The sequence below is a fragment of the Epibacterium ulvae genome, from assembly GCF_018678075.1.
GTDB classification, from domain to species: domain Bacteria; phylum Pseudomonadota; class Alphaproteobacteria; order Rhodobacterales; family Rhodobacteraceae; genus Epibacterium; species Epibacterium ulvae_A.
In genome coordinates this window covers 60,980-79,037 of sequence record NZ_JAHHIR010000030.1, presented here as the reverse complement: position 1 = coordinate 79,037, position 18,058 = coordinate 60,980, and the positions used below count along the sequence as shown (strand labels likewise).

At 57.9% G+C, this 18,058-nt stretch carries 19 protein-coding genes; 10 read left to right on the top strand and 9 right to left on the bottom strand.

Annotated elements, in window-relative coordinates:
• Positions 1 to 3: 3 nt before the first annotated feature.
• The 4 genes from cyoC to KMP13_RS08170 all read left to right on the top strand — a co-directional run bounded on the left by cyoC (position 4) and on the right by KMP13_RS08170 (position 2,586).
• Positions 4 to 651 (top strand): cytochrome o ubiquinol oxidase subunit III, encoded by a 648-nt coding sequence (gene cyoC, locus KMP13_RS08185; protein ID WP_215265355.1) that lies wholly within the window; start codon positions 4 to 6, stop codon positions 649 to 651.
• On the top strand, positions 648 to 1,004 hold the full coding sequence (gene cyoD / locus KMP13_RS08180; RefSeq protein ID WP_215265354.1) for a cytochrome o ubiquinol oxidase subunit IV: 357 nt from the start codon (positions 648 to 650) through the stop codon (positions 1,002 to 1,004). The genes cyoC and cyoD overlap by 4 nt, the downstream gene beginning before the upstream one ends.
• Complete coding sequence (locus KMP13_RS08175) at positions 1,001 to 1,711, top strand: SURF1 family protein (protein WP_215265353.1); 711 nt, start codon at positions 1,001 to 1,003, stop codon at positions 1,709 to 1,711. The genes cyoD and KMP13_RS08175 overlap by 4 nt, the downstream gene beginning before the upstream one ends.
• A gap of 185 nt (positions 1,712 to 1,896) precedes the next feature.
• Positions 1,897 to 2,586, top strand: coding sequence for an MOSC domain-containing protein (locus KMP13_RS08170; RefSeq protein WP_215265352.1), 690 nt, complete (start codon positions 1,897 to 1,899; stop codon positions 2,584 to 2,586).
• 73 nt (positions 2,587 to 2,659) lie between these two features.
• On the opposite strand, the gene purU is transcribed toward KMP13_RS08170, so the two are convergent.
• Entirely contained in the window at positions 2,660 to 3,544 is an 885-nt protein-coding gene (purU, locus tag KMP13_RS08165) for a formyltetrahydrofolate deformylase (RefSeq protein ID WP_215265351.1), read from the bottom strand.
• Between the two features lie 459 nt (positions 3,545 to 4,003).
• Between purU and KMP13_RS08160 the strand changes: the two genes are divergently transcribed.
• On the top strand, positions 4,004 to 5,401 hold the full coding sequence (locus KMP13_RS08160; RefSeq protein WP_215265350.1) for an aspartate aminotransferase family protein: 1,398 nt from the start codon (positions 4,004 to 4,006) through the stop codon (positions 5,399 to 5,401).
• Between the two features lie 93 nt (positions 5,402 to 5,494).
• On the opposite strand, the gene KMP13_RS08155 is transcribed toward KMP13_RS08160, so the two are convergent.
• The gene (locus KMP13_RS08155; RefSeq protein ID WP_215265349.1) at positions 5,495 to 6,526 is read right to left on the bottom strand and encodes a permease; all 1,032 of its coding nucleotides are present in this window, start codon (positions 6,524 to 6,526) and stop codon (positions 5,495 to 5,497) included.
• Entirely contained in the window at positions 6,523 to 6,846 is a 324-nt protein-coding gene (locus KMP13_RS08150; protein ID WP_215265348.1) for an ArsR/SmtB family transcription factor, read from the bottom strand. The genes KMP13_RS08155 and KMP13_RS08150 overlap by 4 nt, the downstream gene beginning before the upstream one ends.
• A gap of 162 nt (positions 6,847 to 7,008) precedes the next feature.
• Here KMP13_RS08150 and KMP13_RS08145 point away from each other — a divergent pair, with 162 nt between their 5' ends.
• The 3 genes from KMP13_RS08145 (at position 7,009) to sigJ (ending at position 9,898) form a co-directional block, all read left to right on the top strand.
• The gene (locus tag KMP13_RS08145) at positions 7,009 to 8,475 is read left to right on the top strand and encodes a PLP-dependent aminotransferase family protein (RefSeq protein WP_215265347.1); all 1,467 of its coding nucleotides are present in this window, start codon (positions 7,009 to 7,011) and stop codon (positions 8,473 to 8,475) included.
• A 92-nt stretch (positions 8,476 to 8,567) separates the two neighbouring features.
• Positions 8,568 to 9,029, top strand: a complete 462-nt coding sequence (locus KMP13_RS08140; protein WP_215265346.1) for a carboxymuconolactone decarboxylase family protein — start codon at positions 8,568 to 8,570, stop codon at positions 9,027 to 9,029.
• Positions 9,026 to 9,898, top strand: coding sequence for an RNA polymerase sigma factor SigJ (gene sigJ, locus KMP13_RS08135; protein ID WP_353055694.1), 873 nt, complete (start codon positions 9,026 to 9,028; stop codon positions 9,896 to 9,898). Before KMP13_RS08140 ends, sigJ begins: the two co-directional genes overlap by 4 nt.
• Before the next feature lie 67 nt (positions 9,899 to 9,965).
• On the opposite strand, the gene dapA is transcribed toward sigJ, so the two are convergent.
• Complete coding sequence (gene dapA / locus KMP13_RS08130; protein ID WP_215265344.1) at positions 9,966 to 10,838, bottom strand: 4-hydroxy-tetrahydrodipicolinate synthase; 873 nt, start codon at positions 10,836 to 10,838, stop codon at positions 9,966 to 9,968.
• A gap of 153 nt (positions 10,839 to 10,991) precedes the next feature.
• Here dapA and KMP13_RS08125 point away from each other — a divergent pair, with 153 nt between their 5' ends.
• Positions 10,992 to 12,971: a lytic transglycosylase domain-containing protein gene (locus KMP13_RS08125; protein ID WP_215265343.1), complete on the top strand. Its 1,980-nt coding sequence runs from the start codon at positions 10,992 to 10,994 to the stop codon at positions 12,969 to 12,971.
• On the opposite strand, the gene KMP13_RS08120 is transcribed toward KMP13_RS08125, so the two are convergent.
• Both KMP13_RS08120 and mnmD read right to left on the bottom strand, forming a co-directional pair.
• The gene (locus tag KMP13_RS08120; RefSeq protein ID WP_215265342.1) at positions 12,945 to 13,811 is read right to left on the bottom strand and encodes a DMT family transporter; all 867 of its coding nucleotides are present in this window, start codon (positions 13,809 to 13,811) and stop codon (positions 12,945 to 12,947) included. The two genes, KMP13_RS08125 and KMP13_RS08120, sit on opposite strands and share 27 nt — an antisense overlap.
• On the bottom strand, positions 13,808 to 14,497 hold the full coding sequence (mnmD, locus tag KMP13_RS08115; RefSeq protein WP_215265341.1) for a tRNA (5-methylaminomethyl-2-thiouridine)(34)-methyltransferase MnmD: 690 nt from the start codon (positions 14,495 to 14,497) through the stop codon (positions 13,808 to 13,810). Before mnmD ends, KMP13_RS08120 begins: the two co-directional genes overlap by 4 nt.
• A 60-nt stretch (positions 14,498 to 14,557) precedes the next feature.
• On the opposite strand from mnmD, the gene KMP13_RS08110 reads away from it, so the two are divergent.
• Positions 14,558 to 15,598, top strand: coding sequence for an NAD(P)/FAD-dependent oxidoreductase (locus KMP13_RS08110; RefSeq protein WP_215265339.1), 1,041 nt, complete (start codon positions 14,558 to 14,560; stop codon positions 15,596 to 15,598).
• Positions 15,599 to 15,640: 42 nt separating this feature from the next.
• On the opposite strand, the gene KMP13_RS08105 is transcribed toward KMP13_RS08110, so the two are convergent.
• The 3 genes from KMP13_RS08105 to KMP13_RS08095 all read right to left on the bottom strand — a co-directional run bounded on the left by KMP13_RS08105 (position 15,641) and on the right by KMP13_RS08095 (position 18,028).
• Positions 15,641 to 16,183 (bottom strand): NADPH-dependent FMN reductase, encoded by a 543-nt coding sequence (locus KMP13_RS08105; protein ID WP_215265338.1) that lies wholly within the window; start codon positions 16,181 to 16,183, stop codon positions 15,641 to 15,643.
• A gap of 160 nt (positions 16,184 to 16,343) precedes the next feature.
• On the bottom strand, positions 16,344 to 17,009 hold the full coding sequence (locus KMP13_RS08100) for an OmpA family protein (protein ID WP_215265337.1): 666 nt from the start codon (positions 17,007 to 17,009) through the stop codon (positions 16,344 to 16,346).
• 146 nt (positions 17,010 to 17,155) lie between these two features.
• Complete coding sequence (locus KMP13_RS08095) at positions 17,156 to 18,028, bottom strand: methylated-DNA--[protein]-cysteine S-methyltransferase (protein ID WP_251363733.1); 873 nt, start codon at positions 18,026 to 18,028, stop codon at positions 17,156 to 17,158.
• Positions 18,029 to 18,058 lie beyond the last annotated feature (30 nt).

The following is an 18,058-nucleotide window of genomic DNA, read 5'->3' as shown; positions in this document are numbered from 1 at the left end:
GCGATGACTGATACAACTGTTAAAGAACCCGTTGAGTTTTTCGTTCTGGACGATCCCCATCATCACGATGGGGACGGCCACGAAGAACATCACCACGAGACCGGCACCATGCTGGGTTTCTGGATCTACCTGATGAGCGATTGCCTGATCTTTGGCATTCTGTTCGCGACCTATGCGGTCTTGGGTCAAAACTATGCAGCAGGACCGGCGCCGTCGGACCTGTTCGAACTGGACATGATCCTGATTTCGACATTCATGTTGCTGTTCTCCTCCATCACCTATGGCTTTGCCGTGCTGCGGATGGATCACAACGATCTGAAAGGCACGGTGTTGTGGCTGATGATCACTGGCGGTTTTGGATTGGCGTTCCTCTATCTGGAATATGCCGAATTCAGCCACCTGATCCATCTGGGCGCGACACCACAAGCCAGCGCATTCCTGTCGTCCTTCTTCTTTCTGGTCGGCACCCACGGGATGCACGTTTTGGGGGGCAGTATTTGGCTGGTGGTTCTTCTGATCCAACTCAGCCAACGAGGTTTAACCCATGAGAACAAGCGCCGGGTCATGTGCCTTAGCCTGTTCTGGCACTTCCTCGATCTGATCTGGATCGGCGTCTTTTCACTGGTTTACCTGACAGGAGTCCTGTTGTGAGCGATCATGCAAAGGGCGGCCATGGGTCGCTGAAAACATACGTTGTGGGCTTTGTTCTGTCCGTTATCCTGACGGTTATCCCGTTCTGGGTTGTGATGGGCGAACCCTTTGACAACAAAGGTATCGCGGTGGCGATCATCTTCATTCTGGGCGGGACTCAGATGATGGTGCATATCCACTACTTCCTGCATGTCACCATCAAGGTCGAAGAAGGCTGGCAGGCCATGTCCATTGGTCTGACGATCCTGCTGCTTGTGATCATCATGTCAGGCTCGATCTGGGTGATGTTCAACCTGCAGGAAAATATGATGCCAGCCCATGAACAGATCGAACGGGTCCGCAACCTGCCATGACCCACAACCGTCACGAGCGTCGCCCCGGCTGGGGGACCGCAGCCTTGCTGCTGATCTCAGCCGTGATGGTCGTGACCTTCGTGCTTTTGGGCAATTGGCAAATGCGCCGACTGTTCTGGAAACTTGATCTGATTGAAACTGTTGAAGCGCGCGCATTTGGGGACGAACAGCCCCTGCCCGCGCGCTTTGACGCCGATGATCATGTCTACCTGCGGGTGAGTTTTGATGGCACCCCCCTGCCCCAACATATCCTCGTCAAAGCCGTGACCGAGCTTGGCCCCGGTTATTGGGTGATGCAGCCCTATGCGACGGACCCTGGCCTGCTATGGGTGAACCGTGGTTTTGTTCCCAGCGCCAAGAAAACATCAGAACAATGGGCCACCGCACCCCAGCACATCACCGGATTAATCCGGCCAAGCGCCCACCAAGGCACGCTGCTGGAACGCAATGACCCTGCCGCCAACCGCTGGGTCGCACGGGACACGTCACAGATGTCGCAAGCCTTGGGGCTGGATGCGTCGCTACCCTATTTCGTGGACGCCGATCATCTGGCACCGCTTGGCGCATCGCCGCGGGGCGGGCTGACAATCGTTCAATTCCGAAACTCCCATCTATCCTATGCGCTGACCTGGTATGCGATGGCGGTGCTGTTTTTAGGGGCGCTGATCTGGATTGCCCTGCGCTATCGCAAACTGCTCGACAGTTAGCGCCTCATGGAACGGGCCACATGCCCCTGTGACAATTGCACCGATTGGCGCATCCGGTGGCGGTGATAATGTTTTACGTGGAAACGCCCCTTGAACGACCCGGTCGCATGACCACTTCACTACTGAGGCGGTCGGCGAAAATCACAACCCCACTGACGTCTTGTTCAAATTGAGAAGGGGACCCTATGACACAGACCACCACAATCGACGCGCTCTATATTGGCAGCGTTCAAACCCCTTGGCCCGGTCGGCCGACCTCTGCGATCAACAAAAGCGAGACCCTCGCGCGGCTGACAGTGTCGCACACCGGATTCGACCGCGACCGTCAGGCCGATCTGAGCGTCCATGGCGGTGCCGATAAGGCCATTCACCATTATGCAGGCGACCATTACCCGGCCTGGCAGGATGAACTGGCGCGTCCTGATCTGGTGCCGGGATCATTTGGCGAAAACATCTCCACCAAAGGCTTGCTGGAAACGGAGGTTTTCATTGGCGATATCTTCCGTCTGGGAGAGGTGCTGGTGCAAATCAGCCAGGGTCGCCAACCCTGTTGGAAGCTGAATGCCCATACCGGCCAAGATCGCATGGCCTATAACTTTCAGAAAACCGGCCGTACAGGCTGGTACTATCGCGTTCTGGAAACCGGAGAACTGCAGGCGGGTGACGAGATCCACCTGGTGGACCGCCCCTGCCCCAATTGGAGCGTTGCCACAGTGACCGCCGCGCGCCTGACGCGCAAAGTCACATCGCAAGATGCCGCAACCCTCGCACAACTGGATGAATTATCCGATGATTGGCGCGCAGCCTTTGCCAAAATGTCTGTTGGCAACCTGGACGAAAACACATCCGCGCGGCTGGAAGGCAGCCCGACATAGCCACGTTTGGGCCTGAACCTGCAAAACACCCCGACCCAAACAGGTCGGGGTGCATGTGTTGTAGAGTAAAGGCTTAGCCCATCCGCTCGGACGCGTAGCTGCCGGGAGACGCCGGGAAGACCACGGTTTTATTGCCATTGATAAACGCGCGGTGATTGGCATGGGCGTGGATCGCACGTGACAGAGCCTGGCTTTCGACATCACGGCCCAGCGACACGTAATCCGCTGCCGCCTGTGCGTGGGTGATGCGTACGATGTCCTGTTCGATGATCGGGCCTTCGTCCAGATCGGCCGTCACATAGTGCGCTGTCGCACCGATCAGCTTCACGCCTTTTTCGAACGCCTGCTTGTAAGGGTTCGCGCCTTTGAACGACGGCAAGAAGGAGTGGTGGATGTTGATGATACGGCCCGACATCTTGGTGCACATTTCATCCGACAGCACCTGCATGTAGCGCGCCAGCACCACCAGCTCTGCGCCGGTTTCCTCGATCACCCGCATCTGCGCCGCTTCGGCTTCGGGTTTATTCTCTTTTGTAACCTTGATGTAGTGGAACGGAATATCCGCGTTCACCACAACCTTTTGATATTCCAAGTGGTTGGAGATCACGCCAACAATCTCAACCGGCAATGCGCCAATGCGCGACCGATAAAGCAGATCGTTCAGGCAGTGACCAAAGCGGCTGACCATGATCAGAACTTTCATCTTTGTGCCCTGTTCGTGGAAGCCAAACTGCATGTCAAAAGGCGCGGCTACGGGCACAAAACCCTCGTTAAAGCCTTCCAGTGTCTCGGCTTCTGGCGCTTCAAAAGCGAGACGTGCAAAGAAACGGCCCGTCTCGGTATCATCAAACTGGGCCGCATCGGTGATATTGCAGCCTCGGTCGGCCAGGAAGGTGGACACAGCAGCCACCAATCCACGCTGCGAAGTACATTGAACAGTAAGCACAAATTTCGACATAGCTCAGTCTTTCATACGGATGGATGCGCGAAGAAACGATCTCGCACATTCTGTGTCAGCCATTTCGGCAATAGATCTCTCAACTTCGGGTCAATAGCACGCGGAAAATGGGCAACTGTGGCCGTTAGCGTCAATTTACGGATCGCGAGCGTCACAGCCGGGTCACCGGCAACCACTGTCGGCTACACATGTCGCCAAAACAGCGCAAAGTTTCCTGATCAGGGAACGCCCGCCGCTGTCTGAGTCTTTGGGGCAGCCCCGCACGCGACTGCGGTGCTCATTTTTTTGGCAGCCGGGATGACGCAGGTGCCCGCCTTGCCAGAAACCCGCAATGAAATACGTCTGGATATAAACAGGGTCAAAAACTGGCCCTGTCAAAGAATTCGCAGATCCGCCACTTCATGATTAACAGCCCTGTCCGCGGACGGGGTCCCCCATGCCCGCAGGAAAGGATTCGATATGGAAGGCGCGTTTACAGAGAATGATCTGAGCCAAGTGGTAGAAGCTGATAAGGCTCATTTGTGGCACCATCTGTTGCAACATAAACCGCTGGAAACTTCGGATCCGCGTATCATTGTCGAAGGTAAAGGCATGCGTGTCTGGGACCAAAACGGCAAAGAGTTCCTGGATGCGGTCTCCGGCGGCGTTTGGACCGTCAACGTTGGCTATGGCCGTGAAAGCATCGCCAAAGCGGTCTATGACCAGATGATGAAGGTCTGCTATTTCGCCAACTCAGCCGGCTCTATTCCTGGCTCGCTTTATGCAGAAAAGCTGATCAGCAAGATGCCCGGCATGAGCCGCGTCTACTACGTAAACTCAGGCTCGGAAGCGAACGAAAAAGCGTTCAAAATGGTGCGCCAGATCGCCCATAAAAAATACGGCGGCAAGAAAACCAAGATCCTTTATCGCGATCGCGACTATCACGGCTCCACCTTGGCGGCGATGTCGGCGGGCGGCCAGGACGAGCGCAATGTACAATACGGCCCCTTCGCGCCTGATTTCATCCGCGTCCCCCACTGCATGGAATACCGCAAAGACGAGATCGGCCTCGGCCATCTGTCCGGTGCCGAGTTCGGCGTTGCAGCGGCGAACCTGATCGAAGAAGTCATCCTGAAAGAAGGCCCCGAAACCGTTGGTGCCCTTTGCCTCGAGCCGGTGACTGCCGGTGGTGGTGTGATTGAAGCACCCGAAGGCTACTGGCCGCGTGTTCAGGAGATCTGCAAGAAGTATGACATCCTGCTGCACATCGACGAAGTGGTCTGTGGAATTGGCCGTACAGGCAAATGGTTCGGCTACCAGCACTACGGCATCAAGCCCGATTTCGTGACGATGGCCAAAGGTGTGGCCTCGGGTTATGCGGCGATTGCGGTGATGGTCACCACCGAAGAGGTCTTTGACATGTTCAAAGACGACGCAAGCGATCCGCTGAACTACTTCCGCGATATCTCCACCTTTGGCGGCTGCACCGCAGGCCCGGCGGCGGCATTGGAAAACATGCGCATCATCGAGGATGAAGAGCTTCTGCAAAACTGCACCGATATGGGTGCCCGCATGAAGGCCAATCTGGAAGCGTTGAAAGAGAAACACGCGGTCATCGGTGATGTTCGTGGCAAAGGTCTGTTCCTGGGTGCGGAGCTAGTCTCTGATCTCGACAGCAAGACGCCTGTGGACGAGAAATTCGCGCAACAGGTTGTCGGCGAAGTGGGCGCGCAGGGCGTGTTGATCGGTGTGACCAACCGTTCGATCCCAGGCAAAAACAACACCCTATGCTTCAGCCCGTCGCTGATCATCACAGCCGAAGATGTGGACAAGATCACCGACGCGGTTGATGTCGCTCTGACCAAAGTGTTTGGCTAATCTCAGCCCTTAGGACAAAGCCAAATCGGCAAAATCAAAAGCCCCGGGTGCAAACCTGGGGCTTTCTGTTTGTGGTGTCTCTTTGCCGGTCGACTAGACCATTTGGAACAACAACCCGGCCAGGATGGCACCCGAAACACCCAGTCCCAAGTAAGCGGCAAAGACCTGGGGCCGCACCAGCGACCAAACTGCAGCCATCGCCGGGATCGAGCTCACGGCGCCTGCCACCATAAAGGCCATGGCGCTGCCCGCGCTCATCCCTTGGGTCATCAGCCCGGCCAAAAGCGGCGGAGCGACATAAGAGTTGAGGTAGGCGGGCATGCCCACAAGTGCTGCAATCGCGATGGGAACCACACCTTCACCGCCAACCAGCCCGGCGATCGTCTCGGCCTTGACGTAGTGCACCAGCAACGCTTCCAGCACATAGGCCAGCGCGAGCCATTTCAGCAGGAAGATCCCGTTGGTGAAGGCTTCCTTGCGGAAGGTTTCAACACGCGTGGTTTCGGTCCAGAATTTCCAAACCGGTTTGGCGTCCATTTTCGGCGTACCACAGCTCGAACATCCAGTTGATGGCTGTTGTTTCAACGGGTTGGCGAACACGCCCCAGCTGCGCGCTGCTTTGATCGCAAAGCCACCAAACAGCCCAATCCCCACGGCCGCCAAAGCCTTGCCCACGGCAAAGGGCCAGCCCAAAGCTGCCGCCGTAATCAACAGCGTCGGCGGGTCAATCAGCGGCGAAGACAGCCAAAACGCCATGACCGCTGACAAAGGCGCGCCAAGCGCCAAGAGCCCGGCAATAAAGGGGATCACCTCGCAGGAGCAAAACGGGGCCAGCCCGCCAAACATCGCCGCCAAGAAAATCATCCGCGTCTCGCGCCCTTCAAAGGCACGGGCCACCATGACCTCGGCCCCTGTTGCCTTGAGGAACGCCAACAAAAGCACCGCAAAGACCACATATTGCAACGTGTGCAGCAGTGCATTGCCAGCAAAGGCCGCCACGGAACCGAATTGCCCAATGTCGATGACAGCCACAGCGACCAACAAGCTGATGCTGATGGTCCAGGGCGTGGACAGCCATTTCCATTGAGGGCGGGGAAGGCCCACGCCTTGTGTTAGATCGGTCATGTCTCAACCTCGTTTTCGCATTTTGATAAGCTGACCTGGTCAGCACAGCATTCGCTGAGGATAAAACCCGCAAGCGCTTCCAATTTGTCGAAACAGGCGCGGTTTATCGTGCTGCGCCCCTGCTTTTCTTGTGCGACCACACCTGCGCCCGCCAAAAACTTCATGTGATGGGCCAAGGTTGACGGCGCGATGCCGGTCCGTTCTTGCAGGTCGCCCATTGTCAGCCCTGCATCCCCGGCGCGGATTAGCGCACGGAGCACCTGCAATCGGGCCTCGGACCCCATCGCGGAGAACCCCTGCGCGGCTTCTTCCCATTCCATACGTGCATCTCCGTTGATTCTATATAACTAGTTTTATAGTTTTATTGGAGGTAGTCAACCCGGCAGATTGTTTGAATACGCGATGGATCCGACCCCTATAGCCAAAAATTTCTGATATAGGTCCAAAATACGCTGTCTTCATTGTTCGAAATGGACTCCCTAATGGCCATTGCCGTCGACACTTTCTTCCTAAAACCGGATGCGCCGGGCACCCTGCAGGTACAGGTGCAAGAGATGATCGCAGAAGGTATTCTGTCAGGCCGGTTTCGCCGTGGAGAGAAACTGCCGTCCTCTCGCAAACTTGCCACCCATTTGGGGGTCAGCCGAATTACCATCACCCTGGCTTTCACCGAGCTTGTCGCGAATGATTACCTGATGTCACGCGGGCGCTCTGGCTACTATGTATCTGAAAACGCGCCGATCCCGCCAAGCTACAAGCCGCGCCAGCGGTCAACAACAACCAAAGACTGGGACGCGGCGATTGCACGTGCATTCACAGGCGGCGACACGCCGCGCCGTCCCAAGGATTGGCGCGATTATCGCTATACGTTCATCTATGGTCAGGCCGACCCGTCCCTGTTTGATCACACCAATTGGCGTCAATGCGCCCTGCGTGCGTTGGGAGCGCGCGACTTTACCGCCTTGGCCAATGATCAATATGACCAGGACGACCCGCTTTTGGTGGAATATATCGCGCGCCATTCGCTGCCACGGCGCGGCGTTGTGGCCCGACCGGAAGAAATCCTGATCACCATGGGGGCGCAAAACGCGCTTTGGTTGACGGCCCAGATCTTGCTGGCACCAGACCGCAAAGCCGCGTTGGAAGACCCAACATATTACACCCTACGCGATCAATTGGTGGACACAGGCTGTCACATGGATTTGGTCCCCGTAGACAACGACGGCATGCCGCCGGACCAGATCGCGGACGACACGGATGTGATTTTTGTCACCCCCAGCCACCATAGCCCGACAACCGTGAACATGCCGCAATCCCGGCGCAAAGCGCTGTTGGATCATGCCCGCAAAATCGATGCGGTGGTGGTGGAAGACGACTACGAGTTCGAAATGTCGTTCCTCAAAGCGCCAGCGCCCGCGTTGAAGTCACTGGATACGGATGACCGCGTGATCTATGTCGGCTCGTTCTCCAAATCTCTCTTTCCGGGGCTGCGGCTTGGCTATCTGGTTGGGCCCGAAACCTTTATCCGGCAGGCCCGCGCCCTGCGTGCCAGTGTGCTGCGCCACCCCCCCGGCCACATCCAGCGCACCGTTGCCTATTTCCTGTCGCTCGGCCACTACGACGCGCAGATCCGACGGATCTCCAAAGTGCTGCATGACCGGCGCATGTGTTTGGACGCGGCGATCCAGAAATATGGGTTGAATGTTGCTGGCGGCGGGCTTTACGGGGGGTCCGCGCTGTGGATGCGTGCGCCGGACGGCGTGGATATGGCGCAAGTCGCAGCGGGTTTGCGACATCAAAGCGTGTTGGTCGAACCCGGAGCGCCGTTTTTTGCGCAACAAAACCGCCACCACAATTACTACCGCATCGGCTATTCCTCAATCGAGGCGCAACAGATTGACCCAGGCCTCGCGCTGTTGGCACAAGCGCTGCAGGCTTTCGAACCATAAACCGCGCCTTTAAGACAAAAAAACCGCGCACGCATGTCACAAACTCATGGGCTGTCTCGTCTTCTTTTTTGGACAACAAATAGGAAGACGACATGTCGCAACGCATCAATCACTTTGCAATCGCCCCTGACCTGCTTCAGCCCATGATCCAACAAGAAGAACTGTTGAAAGACAGCGGCTTGGAATACAGCCTGATCGAATTGGTCAAGCTGCGCGCGTCACAGATAAACGGCTGCGCATTCTGCATTCACATGCACACCCATGACGCACGCGCGCATGGTGAGACTGAGGACCGGATGCATTTGCTGAATGCATGGCGCGAATCCTCTTTGTACAATGATCGCGAACGCGCAGCACTTGCCTGGACCGAAGCATTGACCCATGTCTCTACCCAGGGCGCACCCGACGCAGACTACGCAACCGTAGCGCTTCACTTCTCCCCACGTGAGCAAGTTGCTCTGACACTGTTGATTAGTGCCATAAACAGCTGGAACCGGATTGCAATTGGCTTTCAAACCCCGCACCCTGTCTCCCAAGAGATGGAGACTGCGTGAGCCAAAGCACGACCACAGATCCACTAGCCTCCTTTATGGAAGCGCGACCGCGGGTATTCGCGGTCGCTTATCGTATGCTGGGCAGTGCCAGCGACGCGGACGACATTGTGCAAGAGGCCTATTTGCGGTGGCAGCAGTCCTCGACGGGCAGGGTTGTGAACAGTGCCGCGTTCCTGCAAAAAACTGCGGTTCGCCTGTGTCTTGACCATTTAAAATCTGCCCGTCACCGGAGGGAAGTCTATCCAGGAGAATGGCTGCCCGAACCGATCATTTTGGAGGATCCCATCGCGCCGCAGGATGTGTCCTATGCGGTCCTGTGCACATTGGAACGGTTGAGCCCGCTGGAACGCGCGGCTTATTTGCTACATGACATTTTTGATTTGGATTACAACGACCTGTCCCACACGTTGGATCGCCCCACTGCGACCTGTCGCCAGCTTGTGACGCGCGCACGTCGCCACATCGGGACCGATGCCAGCCGCAATAAAGTAAACGCTGAAAAGGGTGAGACGCTGATGCAGGCGTTTTTTGTAGCGGCCAAGACGGGCGATACACAGGCCTTGACCCAGCTCCTGACAGAGGACGCGGTCCTGGTGTCAGATGGCGGTGGCAAGGCTTCGGCCGCGCTGAACCCTATCATAGGGCGCGAAAAAGTGCGGCGTCTCTGCCTTGGGCTGGCTGCAAAAACCGGGCACCAAGTGCCCAAGCTCTGGAAATTCTGCACCTTAAACAGGTGTCCGGCTGTTCTGAGTTACGAGGCAGATGGTATCTTGCAGGCCACTTTGGTGGAACTCGACGGCGACCAAATCCGCAAGATTTATGTGCTACGCAACCCTGAAAAAACCGCCCATCTAAAAGGCTTGATGTGAGCGCCCAAAACAAAAGCCAGCCCAAAGGGGCTGGCGTGATGATGTAACCGTGGATGTCTAAACAGGGTTAGACGAGATCTGCGTGCGCCATGGCAGCGTCGATGGCCGCTTTGGTGCTGTCCTCAAGCCCGGTCAAAGGCGAGCGGACTTCCTCAGAACACAGCCCCAATTTGGACAGCGCATATTTCGCACCCACAAGGCCCGGCTCGATAAAGATCGCCTCGTGCAGCGGCATTAGACGGTCCTGATACTCCAGCGCGGTTTTATAGTCTCCGGCCAACGTCGCAGCCTGGAACGCGGCGCAGAGCTTGGGGGCCACGTTCGCCGTGACCGAGATGCAGCCCACACCGCCATGCGCATTGAACCCAAGTGCGGTGGCGTCTTCGCCGGACAGCTGCACAAAGTCAGCGCCACAAGACGCGCGTTGCTGGCTCACACGGGCGATATCGCCGGTTGCATCCTTGACCCCGACGATACGCGGCAGCTTTGCCAATTCGCCCATAGTCGCAGGCATCATATCGATGATGGAGCGGCCCGGAATGTTGTAGATGATGATAGGCACATCCGCACAGTCATGCAGCGCAGTGAAATGCGCAATCATGCCGCGTTGTGTCGGCTTGTTATAATAGGGGGTGACAACCAAGGCCGCGTCGGCGCCGACTTTAGATGCGAATTCCACAAAACGGATCGCTTCGACCGTATTGTTGGATCCCGCGCCCGCGATAACAGGCACCCGGCCTGCGGCTGCTTTGACAACTTCGGCCACCACGGTTTCGTGTTCTTCATGGCTCAAGGTCGGGCTTTCACCGGTGGTGCCCACGGGAACAAGCCCGGTGGATCCTTCACCGATCTGCCATTCGACCAAGTGTTTGAGCGCGTCCAAATCCAATTCACCGTTGCGAAACGGGGTGACGAGGGCTGGCATTGAGCCTTTGAACATGGTGCACGCTCCCTTACTTGTGAGTGTCTTGCTTTTAACGTAGGCGAGAAATCGCCCTGGATCAGTCCTGACGGTGCGTGGTCCCGCGGATTTGATTTGATACCGCCGGGCTACGAACTATCGTCACAGGCTCTATCCCCGAGTCGCTGGAAAATGCAAGTGAAGACACACACACTCCGCCGGATCGCCCTTATTTCTGCGGTCTCTTTTGGTTTAATCTTGCCGCAGGCAGGCCTGACCCGAGGTTTGGCAGACGCCATGCAGGCCGCCCAGTCGCAGGATTGGGACACGGCGCGGCGCGAAGCCGGTCGTCGCGATGTGATCGCGCAAGACTTGGTGGAGTGGCACCGTCTGCGGGCAGGTGAAGGGTCCGCGCGGGATGTACTGACCTTTTTGGACAAACGCGCGGATTGGCCGGGGCTTTCGTTGTTGCGACGCCGCAGTGAGGCCACGATTGCGCGGTCCGATCCGCAGTCAATCCTACGGTTTTTTGAACAGGCCGCCCCGCAGACCGGCATCGGCGCACTGGCCTATGGTGAGGCGCTGATTGCAAATGGACGGCGCACAGACGGCCGCGCCCAGATCATCCAAGCCTGGCGCACCATGGCAATGCCCGAGGTGGCACATCAGGCTTTCCTATCCCGCCACGGCTCCCTTTTGCGCGACCATCACGCGGATCGCACCGATTATCTGTTGTGGGATAATCATGCGCAAAGCGCCGGACGGATGCTGCCGCTATTGACCACGGCGCAGCGCGCGCTGGCTGAGGCGCGGATCGCCTTGCAAGAGGTCGCACCGGGCGTAGATGGTAAGATCGAAGCGATCCCCGCACGCCTGCAATCCGCCAGTGGCCTGGCCTATGACCGGTTTGCCTGGCGCGACGGGAAACGCCGACAGGCCGACGCAATTGCCCTCATGATGAGCCAAAGCACCAGTGCCAAGGCTTTGGGCCAGCCAGCGAAATGGTTGCGCCGCCGCCGTGACTTTGCTCGTCAGGAAATGCGGGATGGAAATTATGAGAAAGCCTATCAACTGGCGGCCTTCCATTTCAGCACGCCTGCGGATGGCTATGGCTATGTCGATTGCGAATGGATCGCGGGCTATGTTGCCCTGCGGTTTCTACGCGACCCAGAGCTTGCCGTTTTTCACTTTGACCGCTTTCTAAAGGCGGTTGAGACGCCCATTTCGATTGGGCGCGGCGGGTATTGGCTGGGTCTGGCCTATGGCGCCTTGGACGAGGTTGAAAAAGCCCATGTGGCGATGGACCAAGCCGCGCAATATCAGACGTCGTTTTACGGCCTCCTTGCGGCCGAAGCACTGGGGCGTCCCTTTGATCCCGGCCTGGCCAACCCCAGCGTGACTGGAAATTGGCGAGAGGCTGCGTTCCTGCAAAGCTCCGTCGCGCAGGCCGGACTAGCGCTGTTGGAGGCCGGAGAGCTGACCCTTGCAGAGCGCTTCCTGACCCATTTGGTGGAAGGCCTTCCGGCGGATCAGGCGGCTCTGGTTGGGCAAATCGCGGTGGATCTGAACGAACCCCATCTGGCGGTCATGATCTCAAAACGGGCGGCGCGCGACGGGGTTGAGCTGAAGAACGCCTATTTCCCGCTGCACCCCGTGGCTGGTCGCAAACTGCCGATGGCCGAAGAAATGACATTGGCGATTTCACGGCGTGAGAGCGAATTTGATCCTAGCGTTGTTAGCCATGCCGGGGCGCGTGGTCTTATGCAGCTGATGCCTGCAACCGCGCAGCTGGTGGCGGGTGAGCTTGGGATTTCAGACAGCCATCGGACCGGTCGGCTGACCCAGGACTGGCAATATAACGCACAGCTTGGCGCGCAGTATCTGGCGGGGCTTGCGGATGAATTCAACGGCAATGTCGTGATGATGGCGGCGGGCTATAACGCGGGCCCCCACCGCCCCAAAGGATGGATGGAACGTTACGGCGATCCACGCGATGGGACGCCCGATATCATCGACTGGATTGAACATATCCCGTTTAACGAGACCCGCAATTATGTGATGCGGGTCACCGAAAGCTTGCCTGTTTATCGCGCCCGCCTTGGTAAAGCTACGCTGCCGCAGCCTTTTTCGCAGGAATTGGCCGGATCAACGCTTCATGCGTTCACGCCATAGGGTGAACAATCCCGCCGTGACTACGACACAGGCGCCCAGTATCACATTCGTGCTCATGGTTTCGGCAAAGACAAACACGCCGATAAATGAAACCCAAACCAGCTGGAGATAGGCAAAGGGCTGCACTGCGCTGACCTCAGCGGCCTCGTAACATTTGATCAGGCACCAATGCCCCAGTGCGCCAATCACGGTCAGCACGGCCATCCAGCCATAGTCTGGCAGTGTCATGACCTCCCAATTGGCCAGTCCAAGCGGTGTCATCAACACCACGCCAACAGTACCAACATAGAAAAACGATGTATCCGGAGTGTCGATGCGCGCGACATACCGAGTGAGCAGACCGTAGACCGCGAACATCGCCGCTGCGAGCAAAGCCACCAGTGCAGCCGGATCAAACACACTAAAACCGGGTTGCAAGATGACCAGAATGCCGACAAATCCGATCGCGATCGCGGCCCATCGGCGCCATCCTACGTTTTCGCCCAAGATCGGCCCCGAGAGTGCTGCGACAAGCAAAGGATAGCAGGCAAACACCGCATGCGTCTCTACCAGACCAAGCAGGGTAAACGAGGTCACGATGACACAGATCTGCCCCGCAAGCAGAAACCCACGCAAAACCTGCAGCACCGGACGCCCGCTGCGTATGGTCTCGCGCAAGCCACCGGGCTTTCGCGCAGCCAGGGCAACAACAAACAGCGCCAGGAACCAATAGCGGATCGTCACCACCATCCAGACGTTGTACCCGGACGCCAGATGGCGCGAAATACCATCTTGCATGGCAAAGATCGCCGTGGCGGCAACCATCAGGATAATACCGCGGCGCGTATCGTTTCGTCTCATTTTGCTTCTTTGGTGGCGCGCGTCATATGACGTTTGCGCCCATACCCCGGCATGCGTTCAACAGAAAATCCAGCATTTTCCAGCCCCCGGCGCACAAACCCTGCTGCGGTATAGGTCGCAGCCGTACCACCATCAACTGTATGGTCGGCCACCGCCAGCAAAAGATCCTCGCCCCATAATTCGGGGTTCTTGGCTGGCGAAAATCCGTCCAGAAACCAAGCATCCGCGTGATGGGACCAGGCCGGCAATGTCGCGCGGGCATCTCCGATCACAACGTTGAGGTGCAGGCTGTCCAGCTCCAGAACACCGCCGCCCTGCCACTTTGCAAGAAACCGCTCAGCCCAGGGGGAGACTTCGGGAAAGGCCTCAAGCGCGCGCGCCATCTCGGTCACATCCATTGGGAAGGCTTCAAAACTGGTGAAGGTGAACGGCGTGGACTGCCCTGCCTCTTCCCAGGCTTTCCAAGCCGCCAACATGTTCAACCCGGTTCCAAAGCCCAGTTCGGCGATGTGAAACCCGTCACAAAACCGCGCGGGAAGATCGTTTCCACCCAGAAAAACATGTTCGGTTTCGGCCAAACCATTGTGGATAGAGAAATAGGGATCATCAAACTGCTCTGAGACCGGGATAACATCCTCACGCCAGCTGAGATGTGCTTTTGGCTGTTTCAACGGCTGGTCTGACATGGAAAAGTCCCTAAAATGGCGCTTGGCACAACGGCTTGACACTGGCGAAAGGGATCAAAAATGGCAATGGCAGAAGTGACGGTGCGCGGAGCGGGCATCTTTGGCCTGTCCATCGCCTGGGCCTGTGTCCAGCGCGGCGCAAAGGTGCGTGTTATTGACCCTTTCGGTGCAGGCGCCGGATCAAGCGGCGGCCTTGTCGGCGCCCTCGCCCCCCATGTGCCCGAGAATTGGAATCCCAAGAAAGCCTTCCAACTGGAGAGCCTGCTGATGGCGCAAGGTTTTTGGCAGGAGGTTGAACAGGCCGGCGGCACCTCTGCCGGATATGGGCGCACGGGCCGTTTGCAACCGATCCAGGACGACCGCGCATTGGCCTTGGCGCAGGCGCGCAGCAACAGCGCCAAGGACTTGTGGCAAGACAACGCGATCTGGCAGGTTATTCCCGCTGCGGATGTCGGCAACTGGGCACCGCCCAGCGCAACCGGTTTTCTGATCCATGACACATTGAGCGGGCGCATGTTTCCACGCCAGGCCTGCGGCGCCCTGGTCGCCGCCCTCAAGGCCCAAGGATGTGAAGTTCAGTCCACCGGCGATGATATGGGCCGCGTGGTTCATGCAACGGGCTATCACGGGTTGCTGTCCCTCTCAGAACACTTGGGAAAACCTGTTGGGAACGGTGTGAAGGGGCAGTCACTGCTGCTGGATTTTGACGCGCGGGACAAGCCGCAGCTTTTTGCCGATAGTCTGCATGTCATCCCGCATGCCAATGGCACCACGGCCATCGGTTCCACCAGCGAACGGACATTTGACACCCCCAACGACACGGACGCGCAACTGGATGAGGTCCACGCCCGCGCGATCCAGGCGATGCCGCAACTGGCGCAGGCGCGCGTTCTGGAACGCTGGGCCGGCGTGCGGCCGCGTGCCAAATCCCGTGCTCCGATGATTGGCCCCTGGCCGAACCGGACCGGACATTTCATCGCCAACGGCGGCTTCAAGATCGGCTTTGGCATGGCCCCCAAGGTGGCCGCCGTCATGGCGGACCTGATCCTTGAGGGGATCGATACCATCCCTGCGGGCTTTAGGGTCGAAGACAACCTGTAACATCTGCAGCAACGCCCGCGCTTTGGCGGGTTTTGGTGGGGTCTACGCCGTTGCCTCAGCGCGCAGTTTGGCCATCAGTTCGCTCAGAGTGGCCGCGTAACGTTCGCTTTTTAACTGCCCGGCCTCATCAAACGCTTCGTAGGAGGCCGCCAGATGCAACGCGGGGCCCGTGATCAGGCGGGGCGCAAACGGTTGCAGAAAACCACGCAGGATTGACTGAGCCAGTTCACCACCCGCACGTCCCGCAGCAGCCGACAACACAGCCACCGGTTTGTCGGCCCAGGGCGCTCCTTCGGTACGACTGACCCAGTCGAGCGCGTTTTTCAGCACGCCAGAGGGTGCTTTGTTGTATTCAGGGGTCGACACGACCACGGCATCAGCGGCGGCGATGTGATCTGCGAGGGCCTGAACCGCGGCAGGAATGCCATCAGCCGTCTCCAGATCGCCATCATACAGTGGCAGGTTCAGATCGGCCTCGACCACATTGGCCGTTCCAAAAAGGCGCGCGGCCTCCCGTAGCAATGCGGTGTTGGTAGAGGTTTTGCGCAAAGCGCCGGAAATCAAAAGCAATGTCGGTTGTGTCATCGTTACACTCACTCATTGGGTCACTGTTACGATGAACATAGCACCGAAATTTTCGCACGTAAGGCACTAACACGCGCAGCGAGTGTGCACTGTCGAACCGCAAAAGGCCGCCCGGCATATGCAGGCGGCCCATGTCAAACGCTCTAGGTAGATGACGCGATTAGGTCGCGTTTGGGATCACCACAATCTCAACCCGGCGGTTACGCTGTTTGCCATCTGGGGTCAGGTTGCTGGCCACAGGCTGTTCTTCGCCGCGACCAACGGTGATGATCCGGTTATAGGGCACGCCGCCAGCCTGGATTAGATCGGCAACCGCATTGGCGCGGCGCTCTGACAGGCCTTGGTTATAATATGCTTCACCGTCGCTGTCGGTATGACCGATCACCTGGACCGAGCTGTTGGGATAGCGCACGAGGCTATCGGCAACCTTCAACAAGTCACCGCGCACAGCCGTTGAGACCTGCGCGCTGTCGGTTGCAAAGGTCAGATCATTGGGCAGCGACACGATCAAACGATCGCCAGTGTTCACGATCGAGATGTCGTTGGACAGGGTCTGGCGCAGTTCGGCTTCCTGCTTGTCCAGCTCATGACCAATGACACCACCAACCAAAGCACCTGCAGCACCGGACAGAACTGCCGTTTCCAGCTTGTTGTCATTCGCGGCCAGCCCGCCAACGGTTGCGGCGACCAGACCGCCGATAATGGCCCCACGTTGAGTCTTGTTCGCTTCGCCATTCTCATTCTGGAAAGTCACCGGATCGGTGCAGGCGGACAGCCCCACCACACCCACAAGGCTCAAGGTGACAATCAATTTCGAGCGGTTCATGTTACGTCCTTTGCTGCTCTGAGCGCCCCAATCCCCGGGGCGCCACAATTATTGTTTCCGGCTTTATATCATGCCGGCACAGCAAAGGCTCAAGAGAACGGGGGAAATTCTCGGCGATTTTCCGCCATATCAGACCCTTTTGGCCCTTAAGTCGTGGTCTCTTCCGTTCTGGCGGCCTCATAGGCCAGCATCGCGCGCTTGACCGGTAATCCCCAATGATACCCGCCCAAGGCACCGGATTTGCGCAAGGCGCGGTGGCAGGGAATGAGCCAGCTGATCGGGTTGCGCCCTACGGCCGTTCCAACCGCGCGCACGGCCTTTGGCGCGCCTGCCGCGATGGCAAGTTCTGAGTATGTGGTGACATGGCCCGACGGGATACGCAGCAAGGCTTCCCAAACCTTGATCTGCAAGGGCGCGCCAATCAGGTAAAGCTGTGTTTCGCCATTTTGCGCAAATGCGCCGTCGACCCAGGGGCGCAATTGCATCGGGTCTTCGATGAACTCAGCCTTGGGCCAACGCGCCCGCATATCCGCCATTGCAGGCTCTGCCCCGGTTTCCGCCGCAAAGGCCAGACCGCACAATCCCCGATCCGTTCCCATTGCCAGCGTCAGCCCAAAGGGGCTGTCGAACCATCCCCAATAGATCTGCAATCCCGAACCACGACGAGCGTAATCACCGGGGCTCATCGCCTCCCACCGCAGAAACAGATCATGCAGCCGCCCCGACCCGGTCAGACCCACCGCATGCGCCGTCTCCAGCGTGGTGAACCGGTCCTTTAGCAGCGATTTGGCGTGCCCGAGCCGCAGATATTGCTGATAACGCTTCGGCGACACGCCAACCCAGCTGGAGAATACCCGTTGGAAATGCGAGGGGCTCATCCCCATTTGAGACGCCAGGTTTTCGAGCAGCAGGCTGTCATCGCATTGATCAATGGCTTCCATCGCGCGGCGGATCACACCATAATGATAGGCCTGCTCGGGCTCGGAAACATCCTGCATCTGTCCGCTTGTCATATCCATCGCCGCTCTCCTTCATGCCTAAGTCTTACC

Coding starts and splice junctions, on each gene's coding strand:
- cyoC (WP_215265355.1), top strand. CDS start 4: ATGACTGATACAACTGTTAAAGAACCCGTTGAGTTTTTCGTTCTGGAC.
- KMP13_RS08175 (WP_215265353.1), top strand. CDS start 1,001: ATGACCCACAACCGTCACGAGCGTCGCCCCGGCTGGGGGACCGCAGCC.
- KMP13_RS08170 (WP_215265352.1), top strand. CDS start 1,897: ATGACACAGACCACCACAATCGACGCGCTCTATATTGGCAGCGTTCAA.
- purU (WP_215265351.1), bottom strand. CDS start 3,544: ATGTCGAAATTTGTGCTTACTGTTCAATGTACTTCGCAGCGTGGATTG.
- KMP13_RS08160 (WP_215265350.1), top strand. CDS start 4,004: ATGGAAGGCGCGTTTACAGAGAATGATCTGAGCCAAGTGGTAGAAGCT.
- KMP13_RS08155 (WP_215265349.1), bottom strand. CDS start 6,526: ATGACCGATCTAACACAAGGCGTGGGCCTTCCCCGCCCTCAATGGAAA.
- KMP13_RS08150 (WP_215265348.1), bottom strand. CDS start 6,846: ATGGAATGGGAAGAAGCCGCGCAGGGGTTCTCCGCGATGGGGTCCGAG.
- KMP13_RS08145 (WP_215265347.1), top strand. CDS start 7,009: ATGGCCATTGCCGTCGACACTTTCTTCCTAAAACCGGATGCGCCGGGC.
- KMP13_RS08140 (WP_215265346.1), top strand. CDS start 8,568: ATGTCGCAACGCATCAATCACTTTGCAATCGCCCCTGACCTGCTTCAG.
- dapA (WP_215265344.1), bottom strand. CDS start 10,838: ATGTTCAAAGGCTCAATGCCAGCCCTCGTCACCCCGTTTCGCAACGGT.
- KMP13_RS08125 (WP_215265343.1), top strand. CDS start 10,992: ATGCAAGTGAAGACACACACACTCCGCCGGATCGCCCTTATTTCTGCG.
- KMP13_RS08120 (WP_215265342.1), bottom strand. CDS start 13,811: ATGAGACGAAACGATACGCGCCGCGGTATTATCCTGATGGTTGCCGCC.
- mnmD (WP_215265341.1), bottom strand. CDS start 14,497: ATGTCAGACCAGCCGTTGAAACAGCCAAAAGCACATCTCAGCTGGCGT.
- KMP13_RS08110 (WP_215265339.1), top strand. CDS start 14,558: ATGGCAATGGCAGAAGTGACGGTGCGCGGAGCGGGCATCTTTGGCCTG.
- KMP13_RS08105 (WP_215265338.1), bottom strand. CDS start 16,183: ATGACACAACCGACATTGCTTTTGATTTCCGGCGCTTTGCGCAAAACC.
- KMP13_RS08100 (WP_215265337.1), bottom strand. CDS start 17,009: ATGAACCGCTCGAAATTGATTGTCACCTTGAGCCTTGTGGGTGTGGTG.
- KMP13_RS08095 (WP_251363733.1), bottom strand. CDS start 18,028: ATGGATATGACAAGCGGACAGATGCAGGATGTTTCCGAGCCCGAGCAG.